20 protein-coding genes are annotated in these 26,534 nt (G+C 61.0%); 8 read left to right on the top strand and 12 right to left on the bottom strand.

The annotated features are described in order from the left end of the window. Window positions 1-4: 4 nt before the first annotated feature. On the bottom strand, window positions 5-1,492 hold the full coding sequence (locus J7394_RS06660) for an ABC transporter substrate-binding protein (RefSeq protein WP_209251771.1): 1,488 nt from the start codon (window positions 1,490-1,492) through the stop codon (window positions 5-7). A 171-nt stretch (window positions 1,493-1,663) separates the two neighbouring features. On the opposite strand from J7394_RS06660, the gene panB reads away from it, so the two are divergent. The 3 genes from panB (at window position 1,664) to glpK (ending at window position 4,899) form a co-directional block, all read left to right on the top strand. Further along, window positions 1,664-2,500: a 3-methyl-2-oxobutanoate hydroxymethyltransferase gene (panB, locus tag J7394_RS06655; RefSeq protein ID WP_209251769.1), complete on the top strand. Its 837-nt coding sequence runs from the start codon at window positions 1,664-1,666 to the stop codon at window positions 2,498-2,500. Continuing rightward, window positions 2,497-3,348 carry a pantoate--beta-alanine ligase gene (panC, locus tag J7394_RS06650; protein ID WP_209251767.1) on the top strand — a complete coding sequence of 284 codons (852 nt, stop codon included), beginning with the start codon at window positions 2,497-2,499 and terminating at the stop codon, window positions 3,346-3,348. The genes panB and panC overlap by 4 nt, the downstream gene beginning before the upstream one ends. A 72-nt stretch (window positions 3,349-3,420) precedes the next feature. After that, the gene (glpK, locus tag J7394_RS06645; protein ID WP_209251765.1) at window positions 3,421-4,899 is read left to right on the top strand and encodes a glycerol kinase GlpK; all 1,479 of its coding nucleotides are present in this window, start codon (window positions 3,421-3,423) and stop codon (window positions 4,897-4,899) included. Between the two features lie 63 nt (window positions 4,900-4,962). Here glpK and smpB read toward each other — a convergent pair whose 3' ends face one another. The 10 genes from smpB to J7394_RS06595 form a co-directional block, all read right to left on the bottom strand. Continuing rightward, window positions 4,963-5,439 (bottom strand): SsrA-binding protein SmpB, encoded by a 477-nt coding sequence (gene smpB / locus J7394_RS06640; RefSeq protein ID WP_170379480.1) that lies wholly within the window; start codon window positions 5,437-5,439, stop codon window positions 4,963-4,965. 47 nt (window positions 5,440-5,486) lie between these two features. After that, window positions 5,487-6,029 (bottom strand): isopentenyl-diphosphate Delta-isomerase, encoded by a 543-nt coding sequence (gene idi, locus J7394_RS06635; protein ID WP_209251763.1) that lies wholly within the window; start codon window positions 6,027-6,029, stop codon window positions 5,487-5,489. Window positions 6,030-6,233: 204 nt separating this feature from the next. Further along, complete coding sequence (locus J7394_RS06630; RefSeq protein ID WP_170472935.1) at window positions 6,234-6,647, bottom strand: cytochrome c family protein; 414 nt, start codon at window positions 6,645-6,647, stop codon at window positions 6,234-6,236. A 109-nt stretch (window positions 6,648-6,756) separates the two neighbouring features. Next, entirely contained in the window at window positions 6,757-7,770 is a 1,014-nt protein-coding gene (locus J7394_RS06625; RefSeq protein WP_209251761.1) for a P1 family peptidase, read from the bottom strand. A gap of 81 nt (window positions 7,771-7,851) precedes the next feature. Continuing rightward, entirely contained in the window at window positions 7,852-8,598 is a 747-nt protein-coding gene (locus J7394_RS06620; protein ID WP_209251759.1) for an SDR family oxidoreductase, read from the bottom strand. Window positions 8,599-8,658: 60 nt separating this feature from the next. Next, the gene (gene arfB / locus J7394_RS06615; RefSeq protein ID WP_209251757.1) at window positions 8,659-9,078 is read right to left on the bottom strand and encodes an alternative ribosome rescue aminoacyl-tRNA hydrolase ArfB; all 420 of its coding nucleotides are present in this window, start codon (window positions 9,076-9,078) and stop codon (window positions 8,659-8,661) included. A 263-nt stretch (window positions 9,079-9,341) separates the two neighbouring features. Next, window positions 9,342-9,989, bottom strand: coding sequence for a queuosine precursor transporter (locus tag J7394_RS06610; RefSeq protein WP_209251755.1), 648 nt, complete (start codon window positions 9,987-9,989; stop codon window positions 9,342-9,344). Window positions 9,990-10,080: 91 nt separating this feature from the next. Continuing rightward, window positions 10,081-10,965, bottom strand: a complete 885-nt coding sequence (locus tag J7394_RS06605) for an esterase-like activity of phytase family protein (RefSeq protein WP_209251753.1) — start codon at window positions 10,963-10,965, stop codon at window positions 10,081-10,083. After that, window positions 10,938-11,801, bottom strand: a complete 864-nt coding sequence (gene mepA, locus J7394_RS06600; RefSeq protein WP_209251751.1) for a penicillin-insensitive murein endopeptidase — start codon at window positions 11,799-11,801, stop codon at window positions 10,938-10,940. Before mepA ends, J7394_RS06605 begins: the two co-directional genes overlap by 28 nt. Further along, the gene (locus J7394_RS06595; RefSeq protein ID WP_209251749.1) at window positions 11,798-13,165 is read right to left on the bottom strand and encodes an MFS transporter; all 1,368 of its coding nucleotides are present in this window, start codon (window positions 13,163-13,165) and stop codon (window positions 11,798-11,800) included. The genes mepA and J7394_RS06595 overlap by 4 nt, the downstream gene beginning before the upstream one ends. 130 nt (window positions 13,166-13,295) lie before the next feature. On the opposite strand from J7394_RS06595, the gene J7394_RS06590 reads away from it, so the two are divergent. The 3 genes from J7394_RS06590 to yaaA all read left to right on the top strand — a co-directional run bounded on the left by J7394_RS06590 (window position 13,296) and on the right by yaaA (window position 16,605). Next, complete coding sequence (locus J7394_RS06590; RefSeq protein ID WP_170472916.1) at window positions 13,296-13,583, top strand: YggT family protein; 288 nt, start codon at window positions 13,296-13,298, stop codon at window positions 13,581-13,583. A 78-nt stretch (window positions 13,584-13,661) separates the two neighbouring features. Beyond that, complete coding sequence (recQ, locus tag J7394_RS06585) at window positions 13,662-15,701, top strand: DNA helicase RecQ (RefSeq protein ID WP_209251747.1); 2,040 nt, start codon at window positions 13,662-13,664, stop codon at window positions 15,699-15,701. Between the two features lie 133 nt (window positions 15,702-15,834). Continuing rightward, on the top strand, window positions 15,835-16,605 hold the full coding sequence (gene yaaA, locus J7394_RS06580) for a peroxide stress protein YaaA (RefSeq protein WP_209251745.1): 771 nt from the start codon (window positions 15,835-15,837) through the stop codon (window positions 16,603-16,605). Between the two features lie 126 nt (window positions 16,606-16,731). Here the strand turns inward: yaaA and J7394_RS06575 are convergent, their stop codons facing one another. Continuing rightward, complete coding sequence (locus tag J7394_RS06575; protein ID WP_209251743.1) at window positions 16,732-18,921, bottom strand: response regulator; 2,190 nt, start codon at window positions 18,919-18,921, stop codon at window positions 16,732-16,734. Window positions 18,922-19,037: 116 nt separating this feature from the next. On the opposite strand from J7394_RS06575, the gene J7394_RS06570 reads away from it, so the two are divergent. Both J7394_RS06570 and pbpC read left to right on the top strand, forming a co-directional pair. Continuing rightward, window positions 19,038-24,461, top strand: a complete 5,424-nt coding sequence (locus J7394_RS06570; protein ID WP_209251742.1) for an alpha-2-macroglobulin family protein — start codon at window positions 19,038-19,040, stop codon at window positions 24,459-24,461. Next, entirely contained in the window at window positions 24,458-26,518 is a 2,061-nt protein-coding gene (gene pbpC, locus J7394_RS06565) for a penicillin-binding protein 1C (protein ID WP_371811962.1), read from the top strand. The genes J7394_RS06570 and pbpC overlap by 4 nt, the downstream gene beginning before the upstream one ends. Window positions 26,519-26,534: the final 16 nt, after the last annotated feature.

The raw sequence follows: 26,534 nt of genomic DNA, 5'->3' as shown, positions 1-26,534 counted from the left end.
ACAGTTATTCAGCCCAGCTGATCGCAGTCAGATCAATAGCGGCTGTTGGCGCATTCTGCCACAGCCCTTGCACGCCTGCCTTGGCCACGCCGAGCTTGGCCAATTGGAACAAGTATCCGTTGACATAGTCGCTGGAGATCAGCCGCTGTGCCTCACCCATCAGGCGGGTGCGCTCATCCGGGTCAGTTGTGGTGTTTAGAAGCTCCATAAGCGCCTGAAAATCCGAGCTTTCATACTGGAAATAGTAATCGGGCCGGGCGTAGATGCCGATATCCATGGGCTCGGTATGGCTGACGATGGTCAAGCCGAAATCCTTGCCTTTGAAGACCGATTCCAACCACTGCGCCCATTCGACATTGATGATCTCGGCCGTGATTCCGACCTCGGCCAATTGAGCGGCGATGATCTCGCCACCCCGGCGCGCATAGGACGGGGGCGGCAGATGCAGCGTGGTTTCGAACCCGTCTGCCAATCCGGCCTCGGCCAGCAGGGATTTGGCTTTTTCCGGATCATAGGCGGATTGCCCGGTCAGATCGACATAGGCCGGGTGATGCGGCGCGAAATGGGTGCCGATGGGGGTGCCATAGCCGAACATGGCTCCGTCAATGATCGCCTGACGGTCGATCGCGTGGGCCAGCGCCTGCCGAACGAGGATATCGTCAAAGGGCGCTTGCTTGTTGTTCGTGGACAGGATCGTCTCCCCCTCGGTGGAGCCGACAAGCACTTGAAAGCGTGGATCGGCCTCGAACTGAGGCAGGTTCTCGGGCGCGGGGAAGTTGTCGAACACATCCACATCCTCGGCCATCATGGCGGCAAAAGCGGCGGTCGGATCCGAGATAAACTTGAACGTCGCCGTCTCTAACGCGGGCTGATCGCCCCAATAGTCGGGATTGCGGTTCAGCGTGATGCTGTCGCCCTGCACCCATTCGCCAAAGGTGAACGCCCCGGTTCCGACCGGGTTGGTCTTGATGTCGTCGATGCTGTCTGAGGCCACGATCACGGCGTCGCCCCAGGCCATGTTGAACAGGAAGTTCCCGTTTGGCTCGGACAGGGTCACTTTGACGGTCGTCGGGTCCACCGCTACGACGCTTTCGATGCCAGCGAACAGCGCCTTTTGCGCATTCGCACTGTCCTCGGCCATAGCGCGATCCAGGCTGAACTTGACGTCCTCGGCATCCATCGTGGTGCCATCGTGGAAGGTCACGCCATCGCGCAGCTTGAACGTATAGACGGTGCCGTCGTCTGAGATCTCCCAGCTTTCCGCCAGCCCCGGCACGACCGAGCCGTCGCCCATGAAACGGGTCAGACCTTCGAAAACATTGGTGTAAACAACCGAATCAATGGCCTGCGCGGCGGCACTGGTCGGGTCCAGATGCGGTGGCTCCAGCTGCATGGCGATGGTGATGTCGGATTTCGCCAATGCCTGCGTCGCCAGCACACTGGCGCTTAGCGCCAATATGGAACCGAAGGTTCGAAACATCTGCTTTGTCATGAAAATCTCTCCCCGTTGATGTCAACGTAGCCGCGTGTTTTCGGGCCTATCGGAGGCCAGTGTTCCCTTAAACCTAGGGTCATTCAAGGAAATGTTCGCGCAACCGGGGTTTCGCGGGCCCGGTCCGATCTGTTATGCCGCGCTGCAACATGAACCGTGCCGGAGCCGAGCATGAGCGCCACAGCCCGCAAAAAAGCCCCCAACGCCGAGGATATCCGCGCGCGTAAAGGCGGCGATCCTTTGGTCAGTCTGACGGCCTACACCACACCGATGGCCCGACTGATGGACGCGCATTGCGACTTTGTCCTTGTTGGCGACAGCGTCGGAATGGTGCTGCACGGGTTGGAATCGACCCTTGGCGTGACGATGGAGATGATGATCCTGCACGGTCAGGCCGTCGCGCGCGGGCTGGACCGCGCGATGATGGTGATCGACATGCCGTTTGGCAGCTACGAGGAAAGCCCCGCGCAAGCCTTCCGCAACGCCGCCCGCCTGATGGCGGAAACCGGTGCAGGCGCGGTCAAACTGGAAGGTGGGGTCGAGATAACGGAGACCATCCGCTTTCTGGTCAAGCGCGGCATCCCGGTCATGGCTCATATAGGCCTGACGCCGCAATCCATCAACACGTTGGGTGGCTACAAGGTGCAAGGCCGGGACGAACAGGCCGAAGCGGTGCTGGCTGATGCCGCCGCCGTGGCACAGGCAGGTGCGTTTTCGGTCGTGTTAGAGAAGGTTCCGCAAGGTTTGGCCGATCGGATCACAGCTGAAGTGGCAATCCCAACCATCGGCATCGGGGCTTCGGCCGGCTGTGATGGACAGATCCTTGTGGTCGATGACATGGTTGGCTTTTTCACTGCGTTCAAACCGAAATTCGTCAAACGCTATGCCGAGCTTGGCCCCTTGGCCGAAGCCGCCATTGCCGAATACGCCGCCGAAGTACGCGCCCGCACCTTCCCGGCGGATGAGCATGTGTTTGCGGATCAGGCCCCCAAGGGCGCTAGCACATGACCGCGCCAATTCTGCGCCGATTGGCGGACCTGCGGGCCTTGACCACGCAATGGCACCGTGACGGAGAGGTCATCGGCGTTGTCCCCACAATGGGCGCGCTGCATCAGGGGCATTTGTCACTGGTCGAGGCGGCCAAGGCTGCATGCGACCGCGTGATTGTCACGATCTTTGTGAACCCCAAACAATTCAACAACCCCGAGGATCTGGCGAACTACCCGCGCACCGAACATGAGGATGCCGAAAAACTGGCTCCCTATGGCGTTGACGCGATCTATGTGCCGGACCCGGATCAGATTTATCCGGAGGGGTTTTCGACAACCGTAGCAGTCGCAGGCCTGACCGATGTGATGGAGGGGCCCTTCCGCCCCGGTCACTTCGAAGGCGTCGCCACCGTGGTCGCCAAGCTGTTCCTGCAAACCCAAGCGGATCGAGCCTATTTCGGCGAAAAAGACTATCAACAGCTGTTGGTCGTGCGGCGCATGGCCCGCGATTTGGATATCCCGATTGAGGTCGTCGGCTGCCCGACCGTGCGTGAGCCATCAGGCTTGGCGATGTCATCGCGCAATCTGCGCCTATCAGCGGGAGGGCTACATATCGCGGCGCAAAAGAACCAGATCATGCGCGGGATGGCAGAGGCGTTGTCACAGGGCGCGGATTTCGCACCGCTTTCGCAAGCTGCACGGGATTCTCTGATTGCGGCGGGCTTCACCGAGGTCGAATATATCGACCTCCGCTGTGCCGAAACCTTGCAGACCCTTTCCCGCGCAGACCGCCCGGCCCGCCTGTTCGTCACCGCCTGGGCGGATGGCGTTCGGCTGATCGACAATATCCCGGTCGCTGCGGCCTGATTTCTGCTCTGGCCCCTGCGCGAGTGTTTGCGCTAAAGTCCCGCAAAACACCACCGGGGGAGGAACGCGGGCATGACATATATTCTGGCTATTGATCAGGGCACGACATCATCGCGCGCCATTTTGTTTGACGCTCAGATGCAGCGTGTGGGCACGGCCCAACAGGAATTTCCCCAGCATTTCCCGCAGGAAGGCTGGGTCGAACATGATGTTGAGGATATCTGGAACAGCGTTCTGAGCGTTTGTCAGGAGGTGATGGAGACCACGGGCACAACGCACGCGCAGATCGCCGGGATTGGAATAACCAACCAGCGTGAAACCACCGTGGTCTGGGACAAGACCACCGGCAAAGCGATCCACAATGCCATTGTCTGGCAGGACCGCCGCACCGCCGATATCTGCGCCCGCTACAAACAAGCCGGGTGCGAGGATGATGTGACCCTGCAAACTGGGCTTCTGCTGGACCCGTATTTCTCGGGCACCAAGGTCAAATGGCTGCTGGATACCGTTCCCGGCGCGCGCGAAAAGGCCGAAGCGGGAGAGTTGCTATTCGGCACCATCGACAGTTTCCTGATCTGGCGGCTGACCGAAGGGCGCAACCACGTCACCGATGCCACCAACGCCGCCCGGACCCTGTTGTTCGACATCCACAAAGGCGCATGGAGCGCTGAGATCTGCGATCTGCTGGATGTCCCGATGGCGATGCTGCCAGAGGTGCTGGATTGCGCCGCCGATTTCGGCACAACCACGCTGCTCGGCGGCAACATCCCTATTCTGGGCGTGGCCGGGGACCAGCAGGCCGCCACTATAGGACAGGCTTGCTTCCAGCCCGGCATGATGAAATCGACCTATGGCACTGGCTGTTTCGCTCTGTTGAACACAGGCACGCAGCCTGTCGCCTCGAAGAACCGTCTACTCACCACGATCGGATTTCAGCTGGATGGGCAACGGACCTATGCGCTGGAAGGCTCGATCTTTATCGCCGGGGCCGCAGTTCAGTGGCTGCGCGACGCGCTCCAGATCATCGAATCGGCCCCGCAGAGCGGCGATCTGGCCAAGCAGGCCGATCCGAACCAGCACGTGGTGCTGGTGCCCGCCTTCACCGGCCTGGGTGCGCCCTATTGGAAGCCGGACTGCCGTGGCGCAATGTTCGGGCTGACCCGCAACTCGGGCCGGGCCGAAGTCACCCGTGCCACACTGGAAAGCATCGCCTTCCAGACCCGAGACCTGTGGCACGCCATGCAGGGCGACTGGGGGGCCGAGGCAGAGGTGATCCTGCGCGTCGATGGCGGGATGAGTGCATCTGACTGGGCCATGCAGGGCCTCTCGAACATTCTTGGCGCACCAGTCGATCGGCCCGTGATGCAGGAAACAACCGCCTTGGGCGCGGCTTGGCTGGCGGGCATGAAGGCCGGGATATATCCCGATCAGGATGGTTTCGCCGAGACATGGCAGTTGGATCAAAGATTCGAGCCTGACATGCCGCAAGAGGACCGCGACGCCGCCTATACCCGTTGGCAACGCGCCGTTCAGGCGGCCATGGCATTCTGATCGGTCTCCAAACCCCAAGTAGGCCGGGCTTCAGCCCGGCACCGCCCTCAACAACGTTTCGCGCTAACTGTGATCTTTCATCAGCCGCTGCTTCTGCCGCGACCAATCCCGCTTGGCCTGGGTTTCGCGCTTGTCATGCAGCTTTTTACCCTTGGCGATCCCGATCTTCAGCTTCGCCCGGCCCTTGTGGTTGAAATACAGCACCAGTGGCACCAGCGTCATGCCCTTGCGCTGGGTTGCATTCCAAAGGTTCGACAGCTCTTTGCGCGACACCAACAGCTTGCGGCGGCGGCGTTCTTCATGCTTGAAAACCTTGGCTTGCTCATAAGGGGCAATGTAGCTGTTGATCAGCCATAGCTCACCGTCGTCGACCGAGGCATAGCTTTCGGCGATGTTCGATCCGCCCGCCCGCAGGGATTTGACCTCAGAGCCCTCCAGCATGATGCCGCACTCGATATCCTCTTCGATTGCGTAATCGAAGCGGGCGCGCCGGTTCTCGGCGATGACTTTGTAATTCGGGTCTGTCTTCTGCTTGGCCATGACGCGATGATGTAGGCGGCTTGGGCCGTCCTTGCAAGGCGCAGTGCCTACCTCTTGGCCGAGATGATCAGATCTGGGCCAAAAATCGTGTCGGCATGGTTGGCGAGGTAGATCTTGAGCCACGGCGTGAAACGGGTGGGATGGCGACGCACTTCGGCCAGCAGATCGTGATAGTCGATCCAGCGGATATCCATCACTTCGTCCGGATTAGGCTCGATCTTCAACGGTCCGCGTACGTGGGCGAGGAAGACATCGACGACCTCATGTTCCACCATGCTGTTGCCGACATCAGCGTGATATTCCAGCCGGTGCCTGTATTCCGGGTAGAGGCCGGTGATCCCCAATTCCTCACGCAGGCGACGCACTGCGCAGGCCGAGGCGCTTTCGTTCCAGTCAGGATGCGTACAGCAGGTATTCGCCCAAAGACCCGGCGTGTGATATTTGCCCAAGGCACGGCGCTGCAGCAGAATTTCGGTGCCCCGCACGACAAAGACAGACACGGCCTTGTGCCTAAGGCCCTTTTCATGCGCCTCCAGCTTGTCGACGGGGGTCAATTGGCCATCAACCCAGGCCGGAATCATCAATCCCATCTGTCATCTCCTGATGCCGATCCGCCGGAACGGCGGGAATTTGGGGTTATGCAATGGCCAGATCGGCGTGGCGGTTCGGTGTCATAAGGCTAAGCACGGGCACCGCTTGGAACGAAGGTGGCAAGGATTGGTCAGGTTATCAATCGCACGAAAGGCCGCAGGTGTGCGGCCTTTCGTCATGTCCAACAGGATTTTCGGCCGGTTTTATTCGCCGGAAACGCTCACGATGTAAGCATAGACATCCTCGCCGCCTTTTTTCAGACGGAACGACATCTTGGATTTGGCCGAGGTCTCGCCCAGGTAATCCTTCAGGAACGCTTTGGGATCTTGCGAATAGGCAACAAAGGTCTCTTCGTCCCAGACCAGACCGTTCTCGCCAGCAGCAACGATGCTGTCGCCGTATTTGAACCCCTCATAGGTGCCTGCAGTCCGACCTGCGATGCCATAGAGGTTCGGCCCGGTCTTGCCGCCCTTGACGATCACTTCACCCTCGGGATCCGCGATCATGTGGCAGGATTTGCACTTGTTAAAGGCTTTCTTGCCTGCTTCGGCGTCGCCTTCCGCATAGGCTGGCAGGGCCAACAGGCCGATGATTGCTGTAGCTAGGATGCGATTCATATTTTGGCTCCGATACTTGGTGGCTTGCGCAGATGGTGCTTTTGAACGGCCCAGAGTCAACGCGCAGATTGCCGCGCATGCGCGCCTCTCAGCGCCTGTACGGGCGTTTCTAATCTGGTGCGTTTAGCGTGGACCAGCAAGGTAGCAAATCGTCGTAGACCGGTGTCGCAAGATAAATCGCCCGCGCAATCGCCCGCGCCAGGCAGAGAGAGGCCGCGTGGCCGATCTGCCCAAGCTCGGCCTCGGAGGTCATGAGCTTTGCCCCGGTGCTGACACCAAACACAAGATCGCCATCGCCCGGCGTATGCGCGGGAATGATTGCGCGCGCGATCCCATCATGGGCGGCGACCGCCAGTCTCTGACATTGAGGTTTGGACAAGGCCGCGTCGGTGGCAACGATTGCTATCGTCGTGTTGGCTTTTTGCGGATCGGCACGCATGGCCTGCGACTTGCGGCTGATTTGCGGCTGGCCCAGTCCGGCGCTGAGATCAGGCCCTAAACCGCCGAATTCATCGCCAATCTCGAACGGCGCGGCCCAGAAATGGCGATCACCTGGCGTTGTCGCACTTCCCAGCGGGTTCGCCGCCACCAAAGCGCCAACGGTCGCTCCGCTGTCCAAAACGAATGAGGCCGAACCCAGCCCGCCCTTGTGCATCGCCGCCAAGGCTCCGGTCCCTGCGCCGTGTGTGCCCAGGGTGAAATCCTCGCTGGCGGATTCGAAAGCCTTGCGTCCCAAAGCGCGGTAAGGGTTTTCGTCCCATGACTTGTCACCGCCGTTCAACAGGTCGAACAGGATTGCGCCGGGAACGATTGGGACCTTGATATCGCCGACAGAAAATCCCCGGTCTTGTGCCCGCAGCGCGTCCGAGACGCCCGAGCAGGCATCCAGACCAAAGGCCGATCCACCGGACAAAGCGATGGCATCGACATGGGTGACGGATTTGTCGGGGGCCAGCAGGTCGGTTTCGCGCGTGCCGGGGGCCCCGCCCATCACGTGGACCGAGGCGGTGAATGGCGTGTCGGCTGTCAGAACCGTTGTGCCGGACTTCAGCGCAGCGTCCTGCGCATTGCCTACTTTCAGGCCAGCGACATCGGTGATCAGGTTTCGGGGTCCGGGTGTCATTTTCGCCTATGATTTTGGGCCGAAAGCGCGCTGGCGCGCGCTGCCTCCGGCGGAGGTATTTTTGACCAGATGAAGAGCGGATCAGATGCAGCGGCCACCGTCGACCTCTAGCGCTGTGCCGGTGATCATGCTGGCCTCGTCCGAGCAGAGGAACAGGGCGGCGTTGGCCATGTCTTCCGGGGTGGAGAAGCGGCCAATGGGGATAGTTGAGAGGAACTTGGCGCGGATCTCAGGCGTGTCTTCGCCCATGAAGGATTTCAGCAGCGGCGTTTCCCCCGCAACCGGGCAGATGGCGTTGACCCGCACGCCGGAGGGGGCCAGTTCGACCGCCATAGTTTTCGTCGCGGTGATCATCCAGCCCTTGGAGGCGTTGTACCAGTTCAGATTGGGGCGCGGCGACAGCCCGGCGGTTGAGGCGACGTTGAGGATCGCCCCAGCACCGCGCGACTTCATCGCCGGGACAAAGGCGCGGGCGGTCAGGTAGACAGACTTCATGTTCACGTTGAAGACGCGATCAAAATCCTCTTCGCTGACGTCTTCCAGCGGGGTTGGCAGATGGGTGACGCCAGCGTTGTTGACCAGAATGTCGATTTGCCCAAAGGTGGCCTGAGCCGCGTCGGCCATCGCCTGAACCGACGCGCCATCACTGACATCCACCTGCTGCGCTATGGCTGCGGAGCTCAGTTGCGCCGCCAGGTCCTGCGCCGCGTCGCCGTTTATATCGGCGATCATCACACGCGCGCCCTCGGCCAGAAACGTCTGTACGATCCCTGCCCCGAATCCAGACGCCCCTCCGGTGACGATTGCCGTTTTCCCATCCAGCCTCATGTCGTTACCCTCCTGCCGCTTTTGCGGGTCAGAGTATCAACGGGTCGGCAAGATACCAGATCAATCTTCAGAGACTTTGCCGCGCAGCGCCTTGACGTCGCCACGGGCCTTTTTCGCGGCGAGGCGGCGTTTGACCGAGCCGTAGGTGGGCTTGGTAGCAATCCGCCGCTTGGGTTTGACCAGCGCTCGAGCGATCAGCTCAGCCAATCGGGTGCGCGCGATCTCGCGGTTGCGGGCCTGAGAGCGGGTTTCTTCGCATTGGATGATGATTGCGCCATCCTTGGTCCAGCGCCGCCCGGCCAGACGTTTCAGGCGGTTCTTCACCGGATCTGGCAGGGATGGCGAGCGTGCGGCCTCAAACCGAAGCTCGACAGCGGTCGAAACCTTGTTGACGTTCTGCCCACCGGGACCGGAGGAGCGGACAAAGCTCTCGGTCATCTCCCAATCCTGCAGAATGATATCGTCAGTGATGCGCAACATGGGTCAGACCTTACAAGGCGCCGGTGGAAACAGAAAGGGCCGCCCCGGTGGGACGGCCCTTCGAAAGTTCAGGAGGACGGGTCGGTTAGATCAATCGACCAGCCGGAGCGAGCGCTCCGCCAAGGGCTGCCCTAGCAGGCTTTCCCCCCGGTTGTTCCGACACCTCTCTCCAATCTCTTTCTTGACACTGGATCACCTCCTTTTCTATCTGTTGCGGTTAGTTTTGAGCCTGACACAAGATGCGCCATTCTCAAAGCACTTTTTTACGCAGGCTGTACGGCGGTCAGGCGCGCAACGATCACCTTGAACGGGATCAGGGCAATCAGGGCCAATGACAGCTTTACCAGCCAGTCGGCAAAGGCCAGCGTAACCCACAGCGGAGCCATCGGGCCGGACAGCATGAACGGCACAGGCTCCCACGCCCAGTTGATCGCAGCGTCAGCGTTTGCGCCGAAGAAGGTGACCGAGGCCGAGAAGGCCAGCGTAAAGAAAATCGCGGTGTCCAGCGCGGATCCGACAAAAGTCGAAACCAGCGGCGCGCGCCACCAGCGACCACCACGCATGGCGTTGAACACAGTGACATCGGTCAGCTGCGCGATCAGGAAGGCGGTGCCCGAGGCAACAGCGATCCGCAGCGGCACGGCGGCATAGGTGAAACCATCGCCCTGCAGCATGATCTGGCTACCGATCAGCGAGCAGATGATACCGGTGACAAACCCGGCGAACACGACCTTGCGGGCCGGACCCACGCCATAGACGCGGTTCATGATGTCAGTGACCAGAAAGGCCAGCGGATAGGTGAAAGCACCCCAGGTCAGCAATCCGTCAAGGATCAGGAACTGAACCAGAATGTTCGAGGCCACGACAATGGCGGCCATGGCAAGGATGCCGGGAATATAAGAGCGTTGCATTTTCTGATGCCCGTTTTGACAAGGTAGCGGCGACTTGGCCAAGGGCTCATCCCAAGGCAAGCCGTGCGTTTAGACCCTTGGTCTGGTTCTGTCAATCGGGCAGGAGGTATTCCACCAGTTCAGTCCGCTGCAGCGCCAGAAAGTTGTCGTCCGAAATCATCGTGGCGCGCAGGCGGTTCTGATCATCGCGCCAGACCGACAGACCTTCGAGGTTGTCATGTGTCCCGGTTTCAGTTTCCAGCAGAACCTCCTCGGCGCGTGGTGTGTCATTTGAGACGTCCCATCGGCGCAGGCGGGTCCGAAATCCGATGAATGCGACCGAACGCTCTAGCACATAGAAACGCCCATCTGGGCCGAAATCAGCGGCAACGGGCAGGAAGCGATCCCGCTGCGGCAGGTTAAAAGGGGTGGACCAGTTGGTCCCGTCCCAGCGAAAAACCGGAATATCGCCGCGCGCCGTGCGGGTTTTTTCCGGCAGGGTATAGAGGTGCCCGTGCCCGTCAATCGCCAACCCTTCGAACGAGCCATTGTGATCCAGCGCTCTGAAGGCGTGAGGGCGCGGCAGAACCTGCGCGTTGGCCTCCGGAGAGCTATAGTAAGCCACGCGATGAACACCTTCGAAGGACACGAAGAAACCGCCGCCCGGCGCAAGGGCGATGCCCTCGGAATCCCCCGCCCGACCGCTCAGCCTACGCCCCATGCTGGACAGAATTGGCCCACGGTTTTGCACTTCGACACCCGATATCGCATCTCCATCACGCGTGATCCGGGCCGTAGCCAGGGTTGCCCGGTCACTCAGGAAGGTGGCGTAGGTTCCGTCGTTGCTCAGGTGAATGGCCGAGAAGCCACCGAACCAATCGGTGGCCTCGATCCATGTGTAGCTGCCCAGATATGTGGCGCTCTTGACCTCAACCGCTGCGACCTGACCGGCCCACAAAGCAGCGGCAATCAGTTGGACGACAAGACGGCAGCGCATTGCTGGGGCAGATCGGCCAAAACATATTCGCGACGTTTCTTTGGCGCAGGTGCGTTCGGATCGGGTGGCGGAGGGTTGAGGATATTGTTCACCCATTCCTGTGCCTGCGCGCATCCATCACCCTTTGGCGGCGGGTCCTGATTGACGCAACCTTTCGACCCACGCGGACATTTCAGGCGCACGTGGAAGTGGTAGTGATGCCCCCACCAAGGCCGGATCTTGCGCAGATAAGCCCGGTTTCCTTTCTCATCCTTGCACATCTGAACCTTGGCACCGGGGAACACGAAAATCCGCGCGACGCGCTTGTCCTTTGCGGCCTCGCGCAGAACCGCATGGTGCTGTTTGGTCCAGTTTCCGTTGACGAAGGCTCCGTTCGCGCGACGCAGGGAAATGGACGAGATATTCTCACGCGCGTTACGCGACAGCCGCATGTTGTCTCCGGGCAGCATCCAGATGTCGATATCCAGCCCCAACTGGTGCGAGCGATGGCCCGAGGTCATCGGCCCGCCCCGCGGCTGGCTGATATCCCCGACATAGAGACCATTCCAGCCCGGCTGCTTGGCTGCAAATCGGCTGAGGTCTTGTACATAGTCGATCGCCTCAGGATGACCCCAGTTGCGGTTACGCGACAGGCGCATTGCCTGCCATGTCGGCCCGGTTTCGGGCAGTTGCACCGACCCGGCGGCGCATCCGCGCGAATAACTGCCGAAAGCGGCCGGTTTTTGTTGTGAGCTTTGCTTTTGCGCCCCGAACAATTGCTTGGCCAGAGGCTGCGCCCCCGCCGTGCCTGCCCATGTGATCGTGGCCAATAATGCCAAAAAACGTAGTAAAATCATCTGCTCTGATCCCCTTCCGGCTTTACCCAGCGCATCAGGAATAGACCCAGAATAAACAACAGAATGATTGGTGACACCCCTAGTCTTGCACTACCAGTCACAGTTGTTGCTACCCCGATCAAGAGCGGCGCGGCAAAGGCGGTCGCACGGCCGGACAAGCCATAAAGCCCGAAGCTTTCTACCGGAGCCGCGGGATCGGTATGGCGCACCATCATTGAGCGGCTGGCGGATTGCAAAACCCCTCCCATCCCGCCGATCAGGATGCCACAGCCGAAAAACACTATGTCGGGCAGTCCGGACCCTTCGGGCAGTGCAATGCCGTAGATCTGCGTCCGGTCCATCGAAACGACGGTGATACAGACAAAGATCAGCACCCAGATTGCAACCAGAATGACCGGTTTAGGGCCGTATTTCCGATCCAACTTGCCCCCAATCCACGCAAAAATGGCCGAGGCCAGAACGCTGACAATCCCAAAGACACCGATCTTGATCAGATCCCACTCCAGAACCAGCCGCGCGTAGACCCCGCCAAAGCTGTAAAGCCCGTTCAACGCGTCGCGGTAAAACATCGACGACCCGAGATAGGTCGCCAGACTGACCCGATGCCGCAGGTTCGAGATTGAGTGCCCCAGCAGGCGCAGCGCCTCGGCGAAACTGCCGGTTTTCTCGGCTTTTGGATCGTCACGCACCCACAGGAAATAGGGCACCATGAACAAAACGAACCACGCGGCGGTGAAAGGCCCAACAAAACGCGTGCCCTCACGCGTGGCGGCATCAAGGCCAAGCGCAGGCTCCATTCCGATCAATGTCTTGCCGTTGGGCTGCTCGACAAACAGCGCCAGCATGATCGCCAGAGAAATCAGACCGCCAAAATACCCGAAGGCAAAACCCGAGCCGGAGATTTCACCCACCTGATTATCGTCGCCCAGTTCAGGCAGCTGCGAGTTGATGAAGATCAGTGCATACTCTGCCCCGACAAAGCCCAGCCCGAAGGCCGACAGCATCAGCCACATGTTTGAACCGTCGGGCATCGTGTACCAAAGTGCGGCGGACCCCACCACATACATCACCGAAAACGCAAAAATCCACGGTATGCGGCGACCCGAAACATCTGCCATCGCCCCAAGCAGAGGCGCGCCAAAGGCGATGATCAGCCCGGTGATGGTCAGGCAATTGGCCCAGACCGTCTGCGCCCGCGCGGCGGCGGCTTGCGGGTCCAGCCCGGCATCGGTGAAATACCCTGCGGCGACCCCGGCGAAATAGGGGCCGAAAACAAAAGTGACCAGCAGCGTGTGATAAGGCTGCGACGCCCAATCAAAAAACCACCAGCCCCAGATGCGCTTGCGATTGGAAATCTCTGCCATGACTGCCCCAGTTATTCTTTTGTCCAATAAGACGGGTGTTTGGCCCATTTCGCAAGCTTTCAGTTGGCGCAGGCTTGCTCTTTCCGGCGTGTGTGCTTAGGTCTTTTTCGGTGAAAGATACGGAGTACCCATGCTGTCGCTGATCCAAATCCTGCTGCTGATCCTGGACATTGTCTGGTTCATCATCCTCGCCCACGTGATCATGAGCTGGCTGATCAATTTCCAGGTGCTGAATCTGCACCAACAGCTGGTCGCGCAGATCTGGTACGGCCTGAACCGTATTCTCGAACCGATTTACGGCCCGATCCGCCGTATCCTGCCCAATATGGGCGGGCTGGATCTGACCCCTCTGGTCGTGCTGATCGGGGTCTATGCGGCGCGGATCATCCTGATCAACAATGCGGGCTATTTCGTCTGACCTCTTGTTCACCGAATCTTAGTGTGTGATTGTCCTGTCTTAAGAGCAGATAAACCTTAAAACAGGGCAACCCCACACATGTTCGACGCCGCACCCCTGCTGCGAGATGTCTTTGGATTCGACGACTTCCGCCCCGGTCAGGAAGAGATCGTCGATGCCGTGACTGCAGGTGAAAACGTGTTGGCCATTATGCCAACGGGCGGCGGCAAATCCCTGTGTTATCAACTACCTGCACTGCTGCGTGACGGTGTGACGGTAGTAGTCTCCCCTTTGATCGCTTTGATGCGCGATCAGGTCCGAGGCCTGCAAGAGGCCGGGGTTGAAGCCGGTGCGCTGACCTCGGGCAACACGCCTGAGGAAACCGATGCGGTATGGGAGGCGCTCGAGGCCGGGCGGCTCAAGCTGCTGTACATGGCGCCCGAGCGTCTGGCCGCTGGATCCGCGCTGGGCATGTTGCGCCGGATCAATGTCAGCCTGATCGCCGTCGATGAGGCGCATTGCGTCAGCCAATGGGGTCATGATTTTCGCCCCGACTATCTGCGGATCGGAGAGCTGCGGCGTGCCCTGAACGTGCCTCTGGCCGCGTTCACCGCCACGGCGGATGCCGAAACGCAGGACGAGATCGTCGAGAAACTGTTCGACGGCACCGCCCCGCGCAAGTTTCTGCGGGGGTTTGATCGGCCCAACATCCATCTGGCCTTTGCCGCCAAGGATGGTCCGCGCAAACAGATCCTCGATTTCGCCGCCGCGCGCAAAACCCAATCCGGCATCGTCTATTGCGGTACCCGAAACAAGACCGAGGTGCTGGCCAAGGCTCTGCGCGACGAAGGGCATTCAGCCTGTCACTATCACGGCGGCATGGACCCCGAGGACCGGCGTATTGTCGAAACCCGTTTTGCGCGCGAGGACGGACTGATCGTCGTCGCCACTGTGGCTTTCGGGATGGGCATCGACAAACCCGATATCCGCTGGGTCGCCCATGCGGACCTGCCCAAATCCATCGAGGCCTATTACCAAGAGATCGGCCGCGCCGGGCGCGACGGCGGCCCGGCTGAAACCCTGACACTGTTTGGCCCTGATGACATTCGCTTGCGTCGATCGCAGGTGGATGAGGGCCTCGCCCCGCCCGAACGGCGCATGGCGGATCATGCACGCCTGAACGCTCTGCTGGGTCTGGCCGAGGCACTGGTGTGCCGTCGTCAGACTCTGCTGGGCTATTTCGGCGAAACGGCCGAACCCTGCGGGAAATGCGATCTCTGCGACACCCCACCCGAGGTATTTGATGGCACAACCCCCGTCCGTATGGCGCTGTCGGCGATCCTACGGACCGAGGAATGGTTTGGCAGCGGCCATCTGATCGACATCCTGCTGGCCAATGAAACCGACAAGATCCGCGCGCGCCGCCACGATACGCTGTCGACCTGGGGTATCGGTAAGGACTGGTCGCGCCCGCAATGGCAGGCGATCTTTCGGCAAATGATGGGCCATGATCTGGTCCGCCCCGACCCCGAACGCCACGGCGCCCTGCGCATGACCGAGGCCGCCAAACCGATCCTCAAAGGCGAGGCGCAGATCAACCTGCGCAAGGATACCATCCGCAAAGCCACGCGCCGCCCTGCGGTCAAGGCGATGGTGGCCGAAGAAGACGCTCCGCTGCTCTCTGCCCTCAAAGCCAAGCGCCGGGCGCTGGCCGAAGCCCAGCGCGTTCCGGCCTATGTCATCTTCCCCGACCGCACCCTGATCGAAATGGCCGAGAAGCGCCCGCAAACACTGGACGACATGGCCCGGATCGGAGGGGTCGGGGCCAAGAAGCTTGAACGTTATGGCGACACCTTCCTTGAGGTCATCGCCGGGGCCGTCGAAGCGGTCCACCCTGCGCGGCGCAAGCTGGCCGGGCGCGAGCAGGGCGAGATTTACGACCGCCTGCTTGAGGTGCAGTCACAATTGTCCCGCGGGCCAGAGGGGATCGACAAGCCGCTCAGCTGCACGGCCTCGCAACTGGCGAAGGTGGCGCAGATGCGACCCGATGATCTGCGCGGGGTCGAACAGGTGTTGGGCGATCGTCGTCACGAAAGGTTTGGAGCGGCCTTTCTGGACGTGCTGCGGCAAGAGGGCTAGGTCGTTTCGCGTTTGAAAGGCGTCAAAAGACGCTGCCTCTCTCTTCGGTCGAACGCGCCTTTCGACAAAAGCACTTTTGATGAAACGCAAAACGACCTAAATACGCCCTATCAGGCAAGGAACGAGGGCGGATATGCTGGTAGTGATTTCCCCGGCCAAGCGGCTGGACTGGGCAGAGCGGGATGTTGAGGCCACGCAGCCCGACTTTCAGGACGATGCGATCCGTCTGTCCAAGACCGCGCGCAACCTGACACTGGGCGACCTCAAGAAACTGATGGACCTCAGCGATGATCTGGCTCGGCTGAACCGCGACCGCTATCGCGCTTTCGCCGACGCGCCCGAGCTTGAGGCGACCCGCCCCGCCGCATTGGCCTTTGCCGGTGACACTTATCAGGGGTTAGAGGCAAGCTCACTGGACACTGATGAGATGGCATGGGCGCAGGACCATCTGCGAATCCTGTCCGGACTCTACGGTGTTCTGCGACCTCTGGACGCGATTCAGCCCTATCGGTTGGAAATGGGCAGCAAGCTGAAAACCCGGCGCGGCAAGAACCTGTATGAGTATTGGCGCGATCAGTTGAGCAAAGCACTGAACGCGCAAGGGGCCGAGGTTGGCAGCGAGGTCCTAGTGAACTGTGCCAGTCAAGAGTATTTCGGGGCAGTCGACCTGAAAGCGCTTAACCTGAAAGTCATCACTCCGGTCTTCATGGAGGACAAAGCAGGTACGCCGAAAATCGTCAGCTTTTTCGCCAAGAAAGCGCGCGGCGCGATGGCACGGTACATCATTCAGCATCGCCTGACCGATCTGGCCGGTTTGCTGGATTTTGACAGCGGCGGCTATGAATACCGCCCCGATCTGTCCGAGGACGACAAGCCCGTTTTCGTGCGTGCTTACTCAGCGTGAAGGGTAGGAAGCGAGGGGCCAGCCCGCCGCCATTTGGGCTTGAACCAATGGCGCACCAATGGCGGCTCCCCGAGGTATTTTTAGCCAGATGAAGTTGGGATCCCTTTTTTGGGTCTTTGCCGCCGATTAATCATGCTTGGGCGTGACAGGTTCAGCGTCCTCGGGGCAGTGGTCCCTGATCATTTGCTGGATGAGGGTCTTGTGCAACGGTTTGGTCAGGTAGTGATCCAGACCGGCCTCCAGAATGCCTTGATCATCCCCCGCCATGGCGTGCGCTGTCAGAGCGACGATTGGCACGTGACGACCGGTTTCGACCTCGCGGCGGCGGATTTCGGCAGTGGCTTGTTTGCCATCCATGCGGGGCATCGAAATGTCCATGAAGATCAAATCGGGTGAAAACTCCTGATAGAGATCAACAGCCTCTTGCCCGTTACCTGCGAAACACAGGTCGATGTTCAAATCCTTAACCATTTTCTTCAGGATCAGCTGGTTGGTCCGATTATCCTCGGCCGCCAGAACGCGCATCAGGCGGTTCCCGATTGGATGGGTCTCAGGCGTAGGTTGAGGCGAAGAATCCGGTTGGGACGCGGTATCCCCCAAGGCGATCAGTCGGCTGTAAAGCTCAGATCGGGGGATGGGTTTTTGCAAGACGCCTTCGATCAAATGCCGTGCAGGGCTGGCGTGAATGACCCCCGGATTGGTGGACATGATGACCACCGGCAATTCAGTCCAGCCGCGGTCGTGCAGGATGGTCGCAAGCTCCATCCCGTCCATGTCGGGCAGGTCATGATCGCATAGCAACAGATCAATCGAGGGGTCCAGTTTCGACAGCGCTTCGCCTCCGGAAGCGCAGAGGGTGACCTTTGCCCCAAGGCGCCCCAGCTGCTTGGCGAGAATGGCTCGGTTGGCGGCCATATCCTCGACCAGCATCACGTGTTTCAGGCACCCTTGCAGGTCGGGCGGAGAGGGTTGTGGCCCCTCGGCAGTGGGCAGAGTCACCCGGAAGCCAAAACACGACCCTTGCCCAATTTCGCTTTCGACCCAGACATTGCCCCCCATCATGGTGATCAGGCGTTTGGTGATGGCAAGGCCCAGACCGGTTCCTTCGAATTGACGGTTGCGTTCATCTTCGACCTGATTGAACTCACCAAAGATGTGGTTGCTCTTGTCGTCCTCAATCCCGATGCCGGTGTCTTCGATGGCGATGTGGACATCGCAATCCTGCCGGTCCGGATGGGGGACACCAGTCACCCGGATCAGCACATGACCTTCGCTGGTGAACTTGACGGCATTGCCCACTAGGTTGGTCAAAACCTGCCGCACGCGCCCCGGATCACCCACGAACAGCGTCGGCAGGAAGAGATCATAATCCACCAGCAGCGTCAGGCCCTTGTCGCGCACGCTGGGCTGCAGCAGCATCGCAACCTCAAGGATGCAACGTTCGAGATCGAATTGCTCGGGGTGCAGGATCAGCTTGTCCGCTTCGATTTTGGAATAATCCAGCACGTCGTTGATGATGACCAGCAAAGCCTCACCCGAGTTGCGGATCGTGTTGACATAAAGGCGCTGTTCTTCGTCCATCGGCGTTTCGGACAGTAACTCGGTCATGCCGACGATGCCGTTCATGGGCGTGCGGATTTCATGGCTCATATTCGCCAGAAAGGCCGATTTGGCGCGGTTCGCAGCCTCGGCGCGGTCGCGTGCGGCCTGCAATTCAGCCTCATGCCGGACGGAGGCTGTGATGTTCAGGGCAAGACTGACCACATCTCCGCCGCTGCCACGCTGGTCGATCAGGCGGATATATTGACCATTCCACAGTTGGATCACTTCGGGTGGCGGATTGGCCCGTGCCCAGCGTCTTTGCATGCGGGCCTGCCAGTCCCCGGCCTGCTCCGCGCCAGTGTCGACGATGCCTTCGTTGGTCAGAAGTTCGAGAATGCGCGTGTAAGGGATACCCGGCGCGACCTCATCCAGACCTTCGAACACGCTCAGATAGGCGGTATTGGCCCCGATCAGACAGCTGTCATCGTCGAAAAAGGCAAAGCCGTCCTGAATGGTCTGGATCGAATGCCACAGGCGACGCTCGGCCACTTCGACCTTGGCATGGGCCTCGGTCAGGTCGGATTTGACCTTTTCATTCTCGTCCCGGACGGTCTCAACCTCAGCCTGGGTTTCACCAATGCGTTTGGTAAGGGCCATCGCGTGGCGGCCCAGTTTGCGGTTGGCCGAGGACAACTCGGCCTGTTTCAACGCCAACATCCGTTCCGCCGCCAGGCGCGCGCGCCGTTCCTGTGCCAGTTTTTGTGCAAGGCTCATGATGCGTGATTCCGGTCTGCTCTGCCGTCAGCATCCGGGCAATCGGTGAAAAAGTGTTTAAGCCGTTGCCTGAGGGGCACCGCACGTGTCAAATTGACCCCAAACAGGAGGTCACAATGCACCGCTTTGTATTTTTTTCAATAACTTACATCCTTTCCACTTTCGCCCTGGCCTTGGGCGCTCTGGCCCAGACGACCGTGCCCGAGTTCCGCTATATCACGACCCGAGACGCGGATTTTTACGGCTCGGATCTGGATGCGCTGTTCGATACGGATCTGAAGTCCTGTATCCGCGCGTGTTCGGCCAATCAAAGCTGCACGGCCTTTACCTATAACACTCGGTCGGATGCCTGTTTTCCCAAAAGCGGTGTGAACCGGCAGGAGCCCTATCAGGGCGCGGTGTCGGCACAGAAAGTACTCACGTCAGAACAGACCCTAATATTGGGGAAAACGCGTGCAGAGGCCCTCACATTCCTTAGCCAGAAAGACCTGAGCGAAGCGTTTCAGCAGGCCCGCGATCTTGGGTTTCGTCACTCTGCCGGAGGGCGTGACCTACAGACTTTGCTGGAGTCAGCACTGAACGCAGATACGGACCGGCTTGCGATGTTGTGGACTGGGGCGGCCGTGACCCTCAGCGATGCACCCGACCTATGGGTTGAATACGCCCGCCTGCTGCTGCGCCTGAACCCGAACGGATATCAGGAGCGGCAGGACTTCCGCACCCGCGCGTTGAACGCCGCCATCAACGGATATCTGCGCGCGGACACACAGGGGGCGCAAATCGCGGCGCTGATGGTGATGTCGGACGCGCTGGAAGCGGTCGCACGCGGGCGAGATATGGTGTCGGCACTGCGGCTGGCCGAACAGGTCCAACCGCGTGAGGATGTCCTGGCGGCTTTGGACGAAGCTATCGGAAAATACGGCTTCCGCATCATCGACAGCACGGTGGAAAGCAACGCCGCCGCACCGCGTATCTGCGTTGAGTTCTCGGAACCCTTGGTCAAGGCGGGGGTCGACTATGACCCGTTTGTGCAACGCAGTGACGATGGGCTGGTGGTGCAGGTCGACGGCAAAAGCCTTTGTCTGGACGGTGTTGCGCATGGTCAACGCTATCGCTTTGCCCTGCGCGACGGGCTTCCGGCGGCCTCGGGTGAGGCCCTGAACCGCACTGTCGAGCTGACGCATTACGTCCGTGACCGTGCTCCGTTGGTCCGGTTTCCGGGGCGCAGCTATGTGCTGCCGAAATCGGCGGATGCGGCCCTGCCGGTCGAGACGGTCAATACCGGCTCTCTGGACCTGACCCTGCGACGCGTCAGCGACCGCAACCTGATCCGGGCCGTCCAGCAGGATTTCTTTGGCCGCCCCCTCAGCGAATGGCAGGAACGTGAGTTCTCCGACGAGATTGCCGAGGATGTCTGGACCGGCACCGCCGAGATCGCAAACGAATTGAACCAGAGCATGACCGCCCGTCTACCCATGGCCGAGGCGATTGCCGATCAACCCGCTGGGATCTACGCCCTAACTGCGCGCGTCCCCGGGGCAGATCCCTATGATGATCCGGGCGCGACACAGTGGTTTGTGCTGACCGATCTGGGGATCAGCACTGCTCTTGGCACCGACGGGCTGCATGTCACAGTACGCGGTCTGCACGACGCTACCCCGCGCGCGGGGATCGAGGTCTCGCTGGTTTCAAACGCCAACGCGGTGATTGCCAAGGCGCAGACAGATGCCAGCGGCTATGCGCAGTTCGAAGCGGGCCTGACCCGAGGCAAAGGGGCCAGCGCACCGGCTTTGGTGATGGTGGCTGACGGGGATTCCGATTTCAGCTTCCTCTCTCTGACCGACCCTGCTTTTGACCTGTCGGATCGCGGGGTCGAAGGGCGCGCGCCTGCGGGTCCTGTGGATGTGTTCCTGACCACCGACAGGGGTGCATATCGCGCCGGAGAGGTTATCCACGTCACAGCCCTGTCGCGCGACAACACATCTCAGGCCATCAAAGGCCTGCCCCTGACTGCCGTTCTCTATCGCCCCGATGGGGTGGAGTATCGCCGCGCGGTCTCGGATGGCGGTGTTGCGGGCGGCCATGTCTTCAGCCTGCCGGTCGCCCCGGATGTGCCGCGCGGGACATGGAAGATTGAGATCAAGTCCGACCCCAAAGCCGACGCTCTGGCCCGTCAAACCGTGCTGGTCGAGGATTTCCTGCCCGAGCGCATCGACTTTGACCTCAGCCTGCCGGACGCCCCTCTGCGCCCCGGCGATACGCCGCCCTTGCAGATCGACGCGCGATATCTGTTCGGCGCGCCGGGGTCGGATCTGAGCATTGACGGCCAGGTCATCGCCCGCCCGACCGGCGCCGTTCTGGGCTTTGAAACCTATCGTTTCGGCCGCTATGACGCCGAGACCTCAACTAAAAGCACCTATTTCGGCGATGCGCAGACAGATGCTTCTGGACAGGCCTCAATTGCCGTCGAAATCCCTGTGTTAGAGACGAATGGCAAACCTCTTGAAGCCGAAGTAATCGCCCGATTGACGGACGGATCAGGCCGCCCTGTCGAACGCCGCCTGACGGCTCCGGTCCGATCCGCACAGGCGATGATCGGTATCCGCCCCCTGTTCGAGGATGTGATACCCGAAGGCACTGAGGCCGCGTTCCAAATCATCGGCCTGTCCCCGGACCTGACCGCTGAACCCATGCGCCTGCGTTGGACGTTGAACAGGCTGGAAACCCGCTATCAATGGTATCAGCTCTATGGCGATTGGAATTGGGAGCCGACCACGCGACGTACCCGTATTGCCACAGGTGAGGTTGAGACAGGTGCAGACCCACTGAACCTGTCGCAGCCGGTTGACTGGGGACAATACGAACTGGTGGTCGAACGCCTCGATGGCACTTACGCGGAGACCGCCGTGGAGTTCAGCGCGGGCTGGTATCAGGCGGCAGACGCCTCAACCTCGCCCGACCGGCTGAAAATATCGCTGGACCGCAACAGCTATCGCCCGGGTGACACGGCGCAACTGCGGATCGTGCCGCGTATGGCAGGCGTTGCGCAGATCGAGGTCCTCTCGAACCGGCTGATCCACCGCCAGATGGTCGACGTGCCAGAAGGCGAAACCGTGATCCCGATCGACGTGACCGAGGATTGGGGTGCGGGGGCCTACGTCACCGCCACCGTGATCCGCCCCATGGATGTCGCAGCCGGCCAGAACCCGGCACGTTCAATGGGCGTGGCCCATGCAACAGTTGAGCCTGTCGGGCGCACACTGGATGTGAGCATTGATGTGCCGCAGGTGACCTCTCCAAGAGAGACGCACAAGACCTTAATTAGGGTCGAAAATATGCCGGAAGGAGAGCCTGTTTGGCTGACCCTGGCCGCCGTGGATGTCGGCATCCTGAATCTGACCGGTTTCGAAAGCCCCGACCCGCAGGGTTACTATTTCGGCCAGCGCCGTCTGGGTGTGGACCTGCGTGATGTCTATGGCCGCCTGATCGACGGCATGAACGGTGCAATGGGCACGGTCCGTTCCGGTGGAGACAATTCGGGAATGCAGAGGCAATCCCCTCCGCCCACACAAGACCTGATGGCCGTTTTCAGCGGCCCGGTTCAGGTGGATGCAATCGGAGAGGTCGAGGTCGACATCCCTCTGCCCGCCTTCAACGGAACCGTGCGGCTGATGGCGGTCGCCTGGTCGGCGGCCGCCGTCGGACAGGCCGAGGCCGAGATGATCGTGCGCGACCCCGTGGTCGTCACCGCCAGCCTGCCCCGTTTTCTGGCCCCCGACGACCAAAGCCGGATGTTGCTTGAGATCGTCCATGCCGATGGCCCATCAGGTGAGATGGGACTGGGGCTGACCGCCTCATCCGGGTTGGAATTGGGAACAGCGCCCGCCAGCTTTGTACTTGAAGACGGCGGTAAGGCGGTATTCGAAATCCCTCTTCGCGCGCTTGCCGTCGGAGACCCGGAAATCAGCGTGGCGATCACGACACCGGATGGCCGTGACTTGTCACAAACCCTCCGGATGCCAGTGCGCGCAAACGACCCTATCGTGGCTCAAACACGTCGGTTTTCGCTGGGTGCGGGCGACAATTTCCTGTTCACCCAGGACGTGTTCGATGGCTTCCAGCCCGGCACCGCAAAGGCGATCCTGTCTGCAGGCGCTTTGGCAAAATTCGACACGCCCGCCCTTCTGGATCAGTTGAACCGCTACCCCTACGGCTGCACCGAGCAGATCACCAGCAAGGCCCTGCCGCTGCTGTACCTGTCCTCCGTGGCCCAAGCGTCGGGGCTGGGTGACGGGCCGATTGTGGATCAACGCATCAGCGACTCGATCCGCAGCATCCTGACCCGACAGGCCCCGAACGGAGCGTTCGGCCTCTGGCGCGCAGAAAGCGGGGATTTCTGGTTGGACGCCTATGTCACCGACTTCCTCTCGCGCGCCCGAGCGCAAGGCCACCCGGTGTCGGACCGCGCTTTCGCGCAGGCCATGGATAACCTGCGAAACCGCGTGAACTATGCCCCGGATTTTGACGAAGGCGGTGAAGATATCGCCTATGCTCTGATGGTGCTTGCCCGCGAAGGCGCAGCCTCGATGGGCGATCTGCGCTATTACGCGGATACCAAGGGTGACGCTTTCGACACCCCTCTGGCCGCCGCGCAACTTGGGGCGGCCCTGGCGTCCTACGGAGATCAGACCCGCGCCGATGCCATGTTCGCCCGCGCGGCCCAGCTACTGCAGCGCCGACCCGCGCAGGAGCGATACCTGTGGCGGGTCGACTACGGCACAGACCTGCGGGATGCCGCCGGGCTGCTAACCCTTGCCGTCGATGCGGGCAGTCAGGCGGTGGATCGCGACGCGCTGATCCAGCGTGTCACCTCAAGCCGCGCGCATCTGTCGACGCAGGAGGCTTCGTGGTCCCTACTGGCCGCGCATGCGCTTGTATCCGACCCATCCGACTCGGGGTTGATGATGAACGGCGCGCCGGTCTCGGGCCCCTTCGTTCAATTGCGTGAGGCAGGGTTTACGGATGACCTGAACATCTCGGCTACCGCAGCCAACCCAACCGATATCACGCTGACAGTGACGGGCATCCCAACCACCCCACCCGAAGCCGGAGGCACCGGGTACGCAATAAACAGAGCCTATTATTCGCTGGAAGGCGACCCTCTGGACCCGTCCACCTTCACCGCCGGTGACCGCTTTGTAACCGTCCTGACCGTCACACCATTCGAGAGCGGCGGCGCGCGGTTGATGATCGATGACCCTCTGGCAGCGGGGATCGAGATCGACAACCCCAACCTGTTGCGATCAGGCGATGTGCGCGCGTTGGACTGGCTGGACCTGTCCGACGCGACGCATACCGAGTTCCGCTCGGACCGCTTCCTCGCGGCGGTCGATCTGTCCGGGGGCGAAACGGTGACGCTGGCCTATGTGGCCCGCGCGGTCACGCCCGGTACGTTCCACCATCCGGCCGCCTCGGTCGAGGATATGTATCGCCCACAAAACCGCGCGCGTACGGATACTGGGCGGGTTGAGGTGCAGTGATCCCGCGCCACCCATATCGGCGTAAGGGGGTCGCCCCGGCGCTGCTGGCGCTGGCCTCTGCGCTCTACCTGACCGCCTTTGCGCGGGACCGGTTGGATGCGTGGATAGATGCAACCGTCCTGCCACCTGTTCTGGCCGAAACCTCGGTCGAAATAAGGGACCGAGATGGAGCGCTTCTGCGGGCCTTCCCCGTCGAGGACGGCATCTGGCGCATGCACCCCGGCCCGGTGGATCCGGCGTTCATCGAAATGCTGGTGCGGTATGAGGATAAACGGTTCTGGTCACATTCCGGTGTCGACGCTCTCGCGTTCCTCCGCGCTGCTGGGCAAGCCTTATGGAATGGGCGCACCGTTTCGGGTGGGTCAACCCTGACCATGCAGGTCGCGCGGCTGATCGAAGACGGCTCAACCGGGCGCTGGAGGGGCAAAATTCGCCAAGTTAGGGTCTCATTGGCGCTGGAACGGCGGCTGAGCAAGCAGCAGATCCTTGACCTCTATCTGACCCACGCCCCGTATGGCGGCAATCTGGAAAGCCTCCGCGCAGGCAGCCGTGCGTGGTTTGGAAAAGACCCAGGCCGCCTGACCCCCGCACAGGCAGCCCTGCTGATTGCCCTTCCCCAATCGCCCGAAGTCCGACGCCCGGACCGTGCCCCCTTGGCCGCCCGAAACGCGCGTGACCGGGTTCTGAAGCGGATGCAGTCTTACGGGGTTCTGACCGCGTCCGAGACGCACAGCGCGCTGACCGAAGATATCCCGGATCAGATGCGGCCATTCCCCCGTTTAGCCCCTCACCTGACAGACCGAGCGCGGCGCGAAAACCCGGGATCAGAGGCTTTGGATCTGACACTGGATGCCGGACTGCAGGAACGGCTGGAACCTCTCGTGGCGCAGGCAGCGGCGCGAGCGGGGCCGCGTATTTCTGGGGCGCTTATCGTAGCTGATCACCGCAGCGGAGAGATCCTGGCCTCGGTCGGTTCTTCGGGCTACGCGGGGGCGCGGCAAGGGTTCGTGGATATGACGCGGGCGCTGCGCTCGCCGGGGTCGACGCTGAAACCTCTCGTCTATGGGCTGGCCTTCGATCAGGGATTGGCCCATCCCGAAACGTTGATCAGCGACAGCCCGGTGATGTTTGGCCGCTACGCGCCACGCAACTTCGATGGCCTCTTTCGTGGCGATGTACGGGTGCGGGACGCTTTGCAATTGTCGCTCAATATCCCGGTTGTTCGGCTGACGGATGAGCTTGGGCCTGCCCGCGTGATGGCCGCCCTGCAGCAAGCCGGCGCATCCCCACAATTGAACGGAGGCACCCCAGGCCTTGCCATCTCACTGGGGGGTGTCGGGCTGAGCCTGCACGATCTGGTGCAACTCTACGCCACGCTGGCCGCAGGTGGGCAAGGGCCAAGGTTGCGCCACGAGGCCTTGGCGGACCGCACGGAGACGCCTCGGGTTCTGTCCGATGTCGCGGCATGGCAGGTGAGCGATATTCTGGCCGGTCTTACCCCTCCACCAGGGGCCGCCGCATTTGGCTTGGCGTATAAGACCGGCACGTCTTACGGGCACCGGGATGCCTGGGCGATTGGCTTTGACGGTCAGCACGTGATCGGCGTCTGGCTGGGGCGCGCGGATGGCACTCCGGTCCCCGGTGCGTTCGGCGGAGAGCTGTCGGCCCCACTGCTGTTCGAAGCCTTCGGTCACCTGAAACCGACTGCCACGCCATTGCGCCCACCGCCTCCATCGACCTTGATTGTGGGGGCCGCCGAACTGCCGCAACCCTTGCAACGCTTTCAGCCCCGAGGGGCAGCGTTCGACGATGACCCAAGCGCCCCGGACCTGATCTTTCCGCCCAATAACTCTGTGTTAGAGACGGATGGAGGCCCTATGACCATAAAACTGCGCGGCGGTGTTGGACCATTCTCGCTTTTGGCGGATGGCGTTCCGGTGTTGACGGGGCAACGGCATCGCGAGTTCGAAATTCCGAACCCGGGTCGCGGTTATTCCGCACTCGTGGTGGTAGACGCCCGTGGCGCGTCGGATCGGGTGTCAGTTCGGATCGACTAAAGCGTGGCAGAGTATT

The organism is Ruegeria sp. R13_0 (assembly GCF_017743995.1).
GTDB lineage: Bacteria > Pseudomonadota > Alphaproteobacteria > Rhodobacterales > Rhodobacteraceae > Ruegeria.
Note: the sequence above shows the minus strand (reverse complement) of the source record. Positions and strands in the feature narration are given on the sequence as shown.

Coding starts and splice junctions, on each gene's coding strand:
- J7394_RS06660 (WP_209251771.1), bottom strand. CDS start 1,492: ATGACAAAGCAGATGTTTCGAACCTTCGGTTCCATATTGGCGCTAAGC.
- panB (WP_209251769.1), top strand. CDS start 1,664: ATGAGCGCCACAGCCCGCAAAAAAGCCCCCAACGCCGAGGATATCCGC.
- panC (WP_209251767.1), top strand. CDS start 2,497: ATGACCGCGCCAATTCTGCGCCGATTGGCGGACCTGCGGGCCTTGACC.
- glpK (WP_209251765.1), top strand. CDS start 3,421: ATGACATATATTCTGGCTATTGATCAGGGCACGACATCATCGCGCGCC.
- smpB (WP_170379480.1), bottom strand. CDS start 5,439: ATGGCCAAGCAGAAGACAGACCCGAATTACAAAGTCATCGCCGAGAAC.
- idi (WP_209251763.1), bottom strand. CDS start 6,029: ATGGGATTGATGATTCCGGCCTGGGTTGATGGCCAATTGACCCCCGTC.
- J7394_RS06630 (WP_170472935.1), bottom strand. CDS start 6,647: ATGAATCGCATCCTAGCTACAGCAATCATCGGCCTGTTGGCCCTGCCA.
- J7394_RS06625 (WP_209251761.1), bottom strand. CDS start 7,770: ATGACACCCGGACCCCGAAACCTGATCACCGATGTCGCTGGCCTGAAA.
- J7394_RS06620 (WP_209251759.1), bottom strand. CDS start 8,598: ATGAGGCTGGATGGGAAAACGGCAATCGTCACCGGAGGGGCGTCTGGA.
- arfB (WP_209251757.1), bottom strand. CDS start 9,078: ATGTTGCGCATCACTGACGATATCATTCTGCAGGATTGGGAGATGACC.
- J7394_RS06610 (WP_209251755.1), bottom strand. CDS start 9,989: ATGCAACGCTCTTATATTCCCGGCATCCTTGCCATGGCCGCCATTGTC.
- J7394_RS06605 (WP_209251753.1), bottom strand. CDS start 10,965: ATGCGCTGCCGTCTTGTCGTCCAACTGATTGCCGCTGCTTTGTGGGCC.
- mepA (WP_209251751.1), bottom strand. CDS start 11,801: ATGATTTTACTACGTTTTTTGGCATTATTGGCCACGATCACATGGGCA.
- J7394_RS06595 (WP_209251749.1), bottom strand. CDS start 13,165: ATGGCAGAGATTTCCAATCGCAAGCGCATCTGGGGCTGGTGGTTTTTT.
- J7394_RS06590 (WP_170472916.1), top strand. CDS start 13,296: ATGCTGTCGCTGATCCAAATCCTGCTGCTGATCCTGGACATTGTCTGG.
- recQ (WP_209251747.1), top strand. CDS start 13,662: ATGTTCGACGCCGCACCCCTGCTGCGAGATGTCTTTGGATTCGACGAC.
- yaaA (WP_209251745.1), top strand. CDS start 15,835: ATGCTGGTAGTGATTTCCCCGGCCAAGCGGCTGGACTGGGCAGAGCGG.
- J7394_RS06575 (WP_209251743.1), bottom strand. CDS start 18,921: ATGAGCCTTGCACAAAAACTGGCACAGGAACGGCGCGCGCGCCTGGCG.
- J7394_RS06570 (WP_209251742.1), top strand. CDS start 19,038: ATGCACCGCTTTGTATTTTTTTCAATAACTTACATCCTTTCCACTTTC.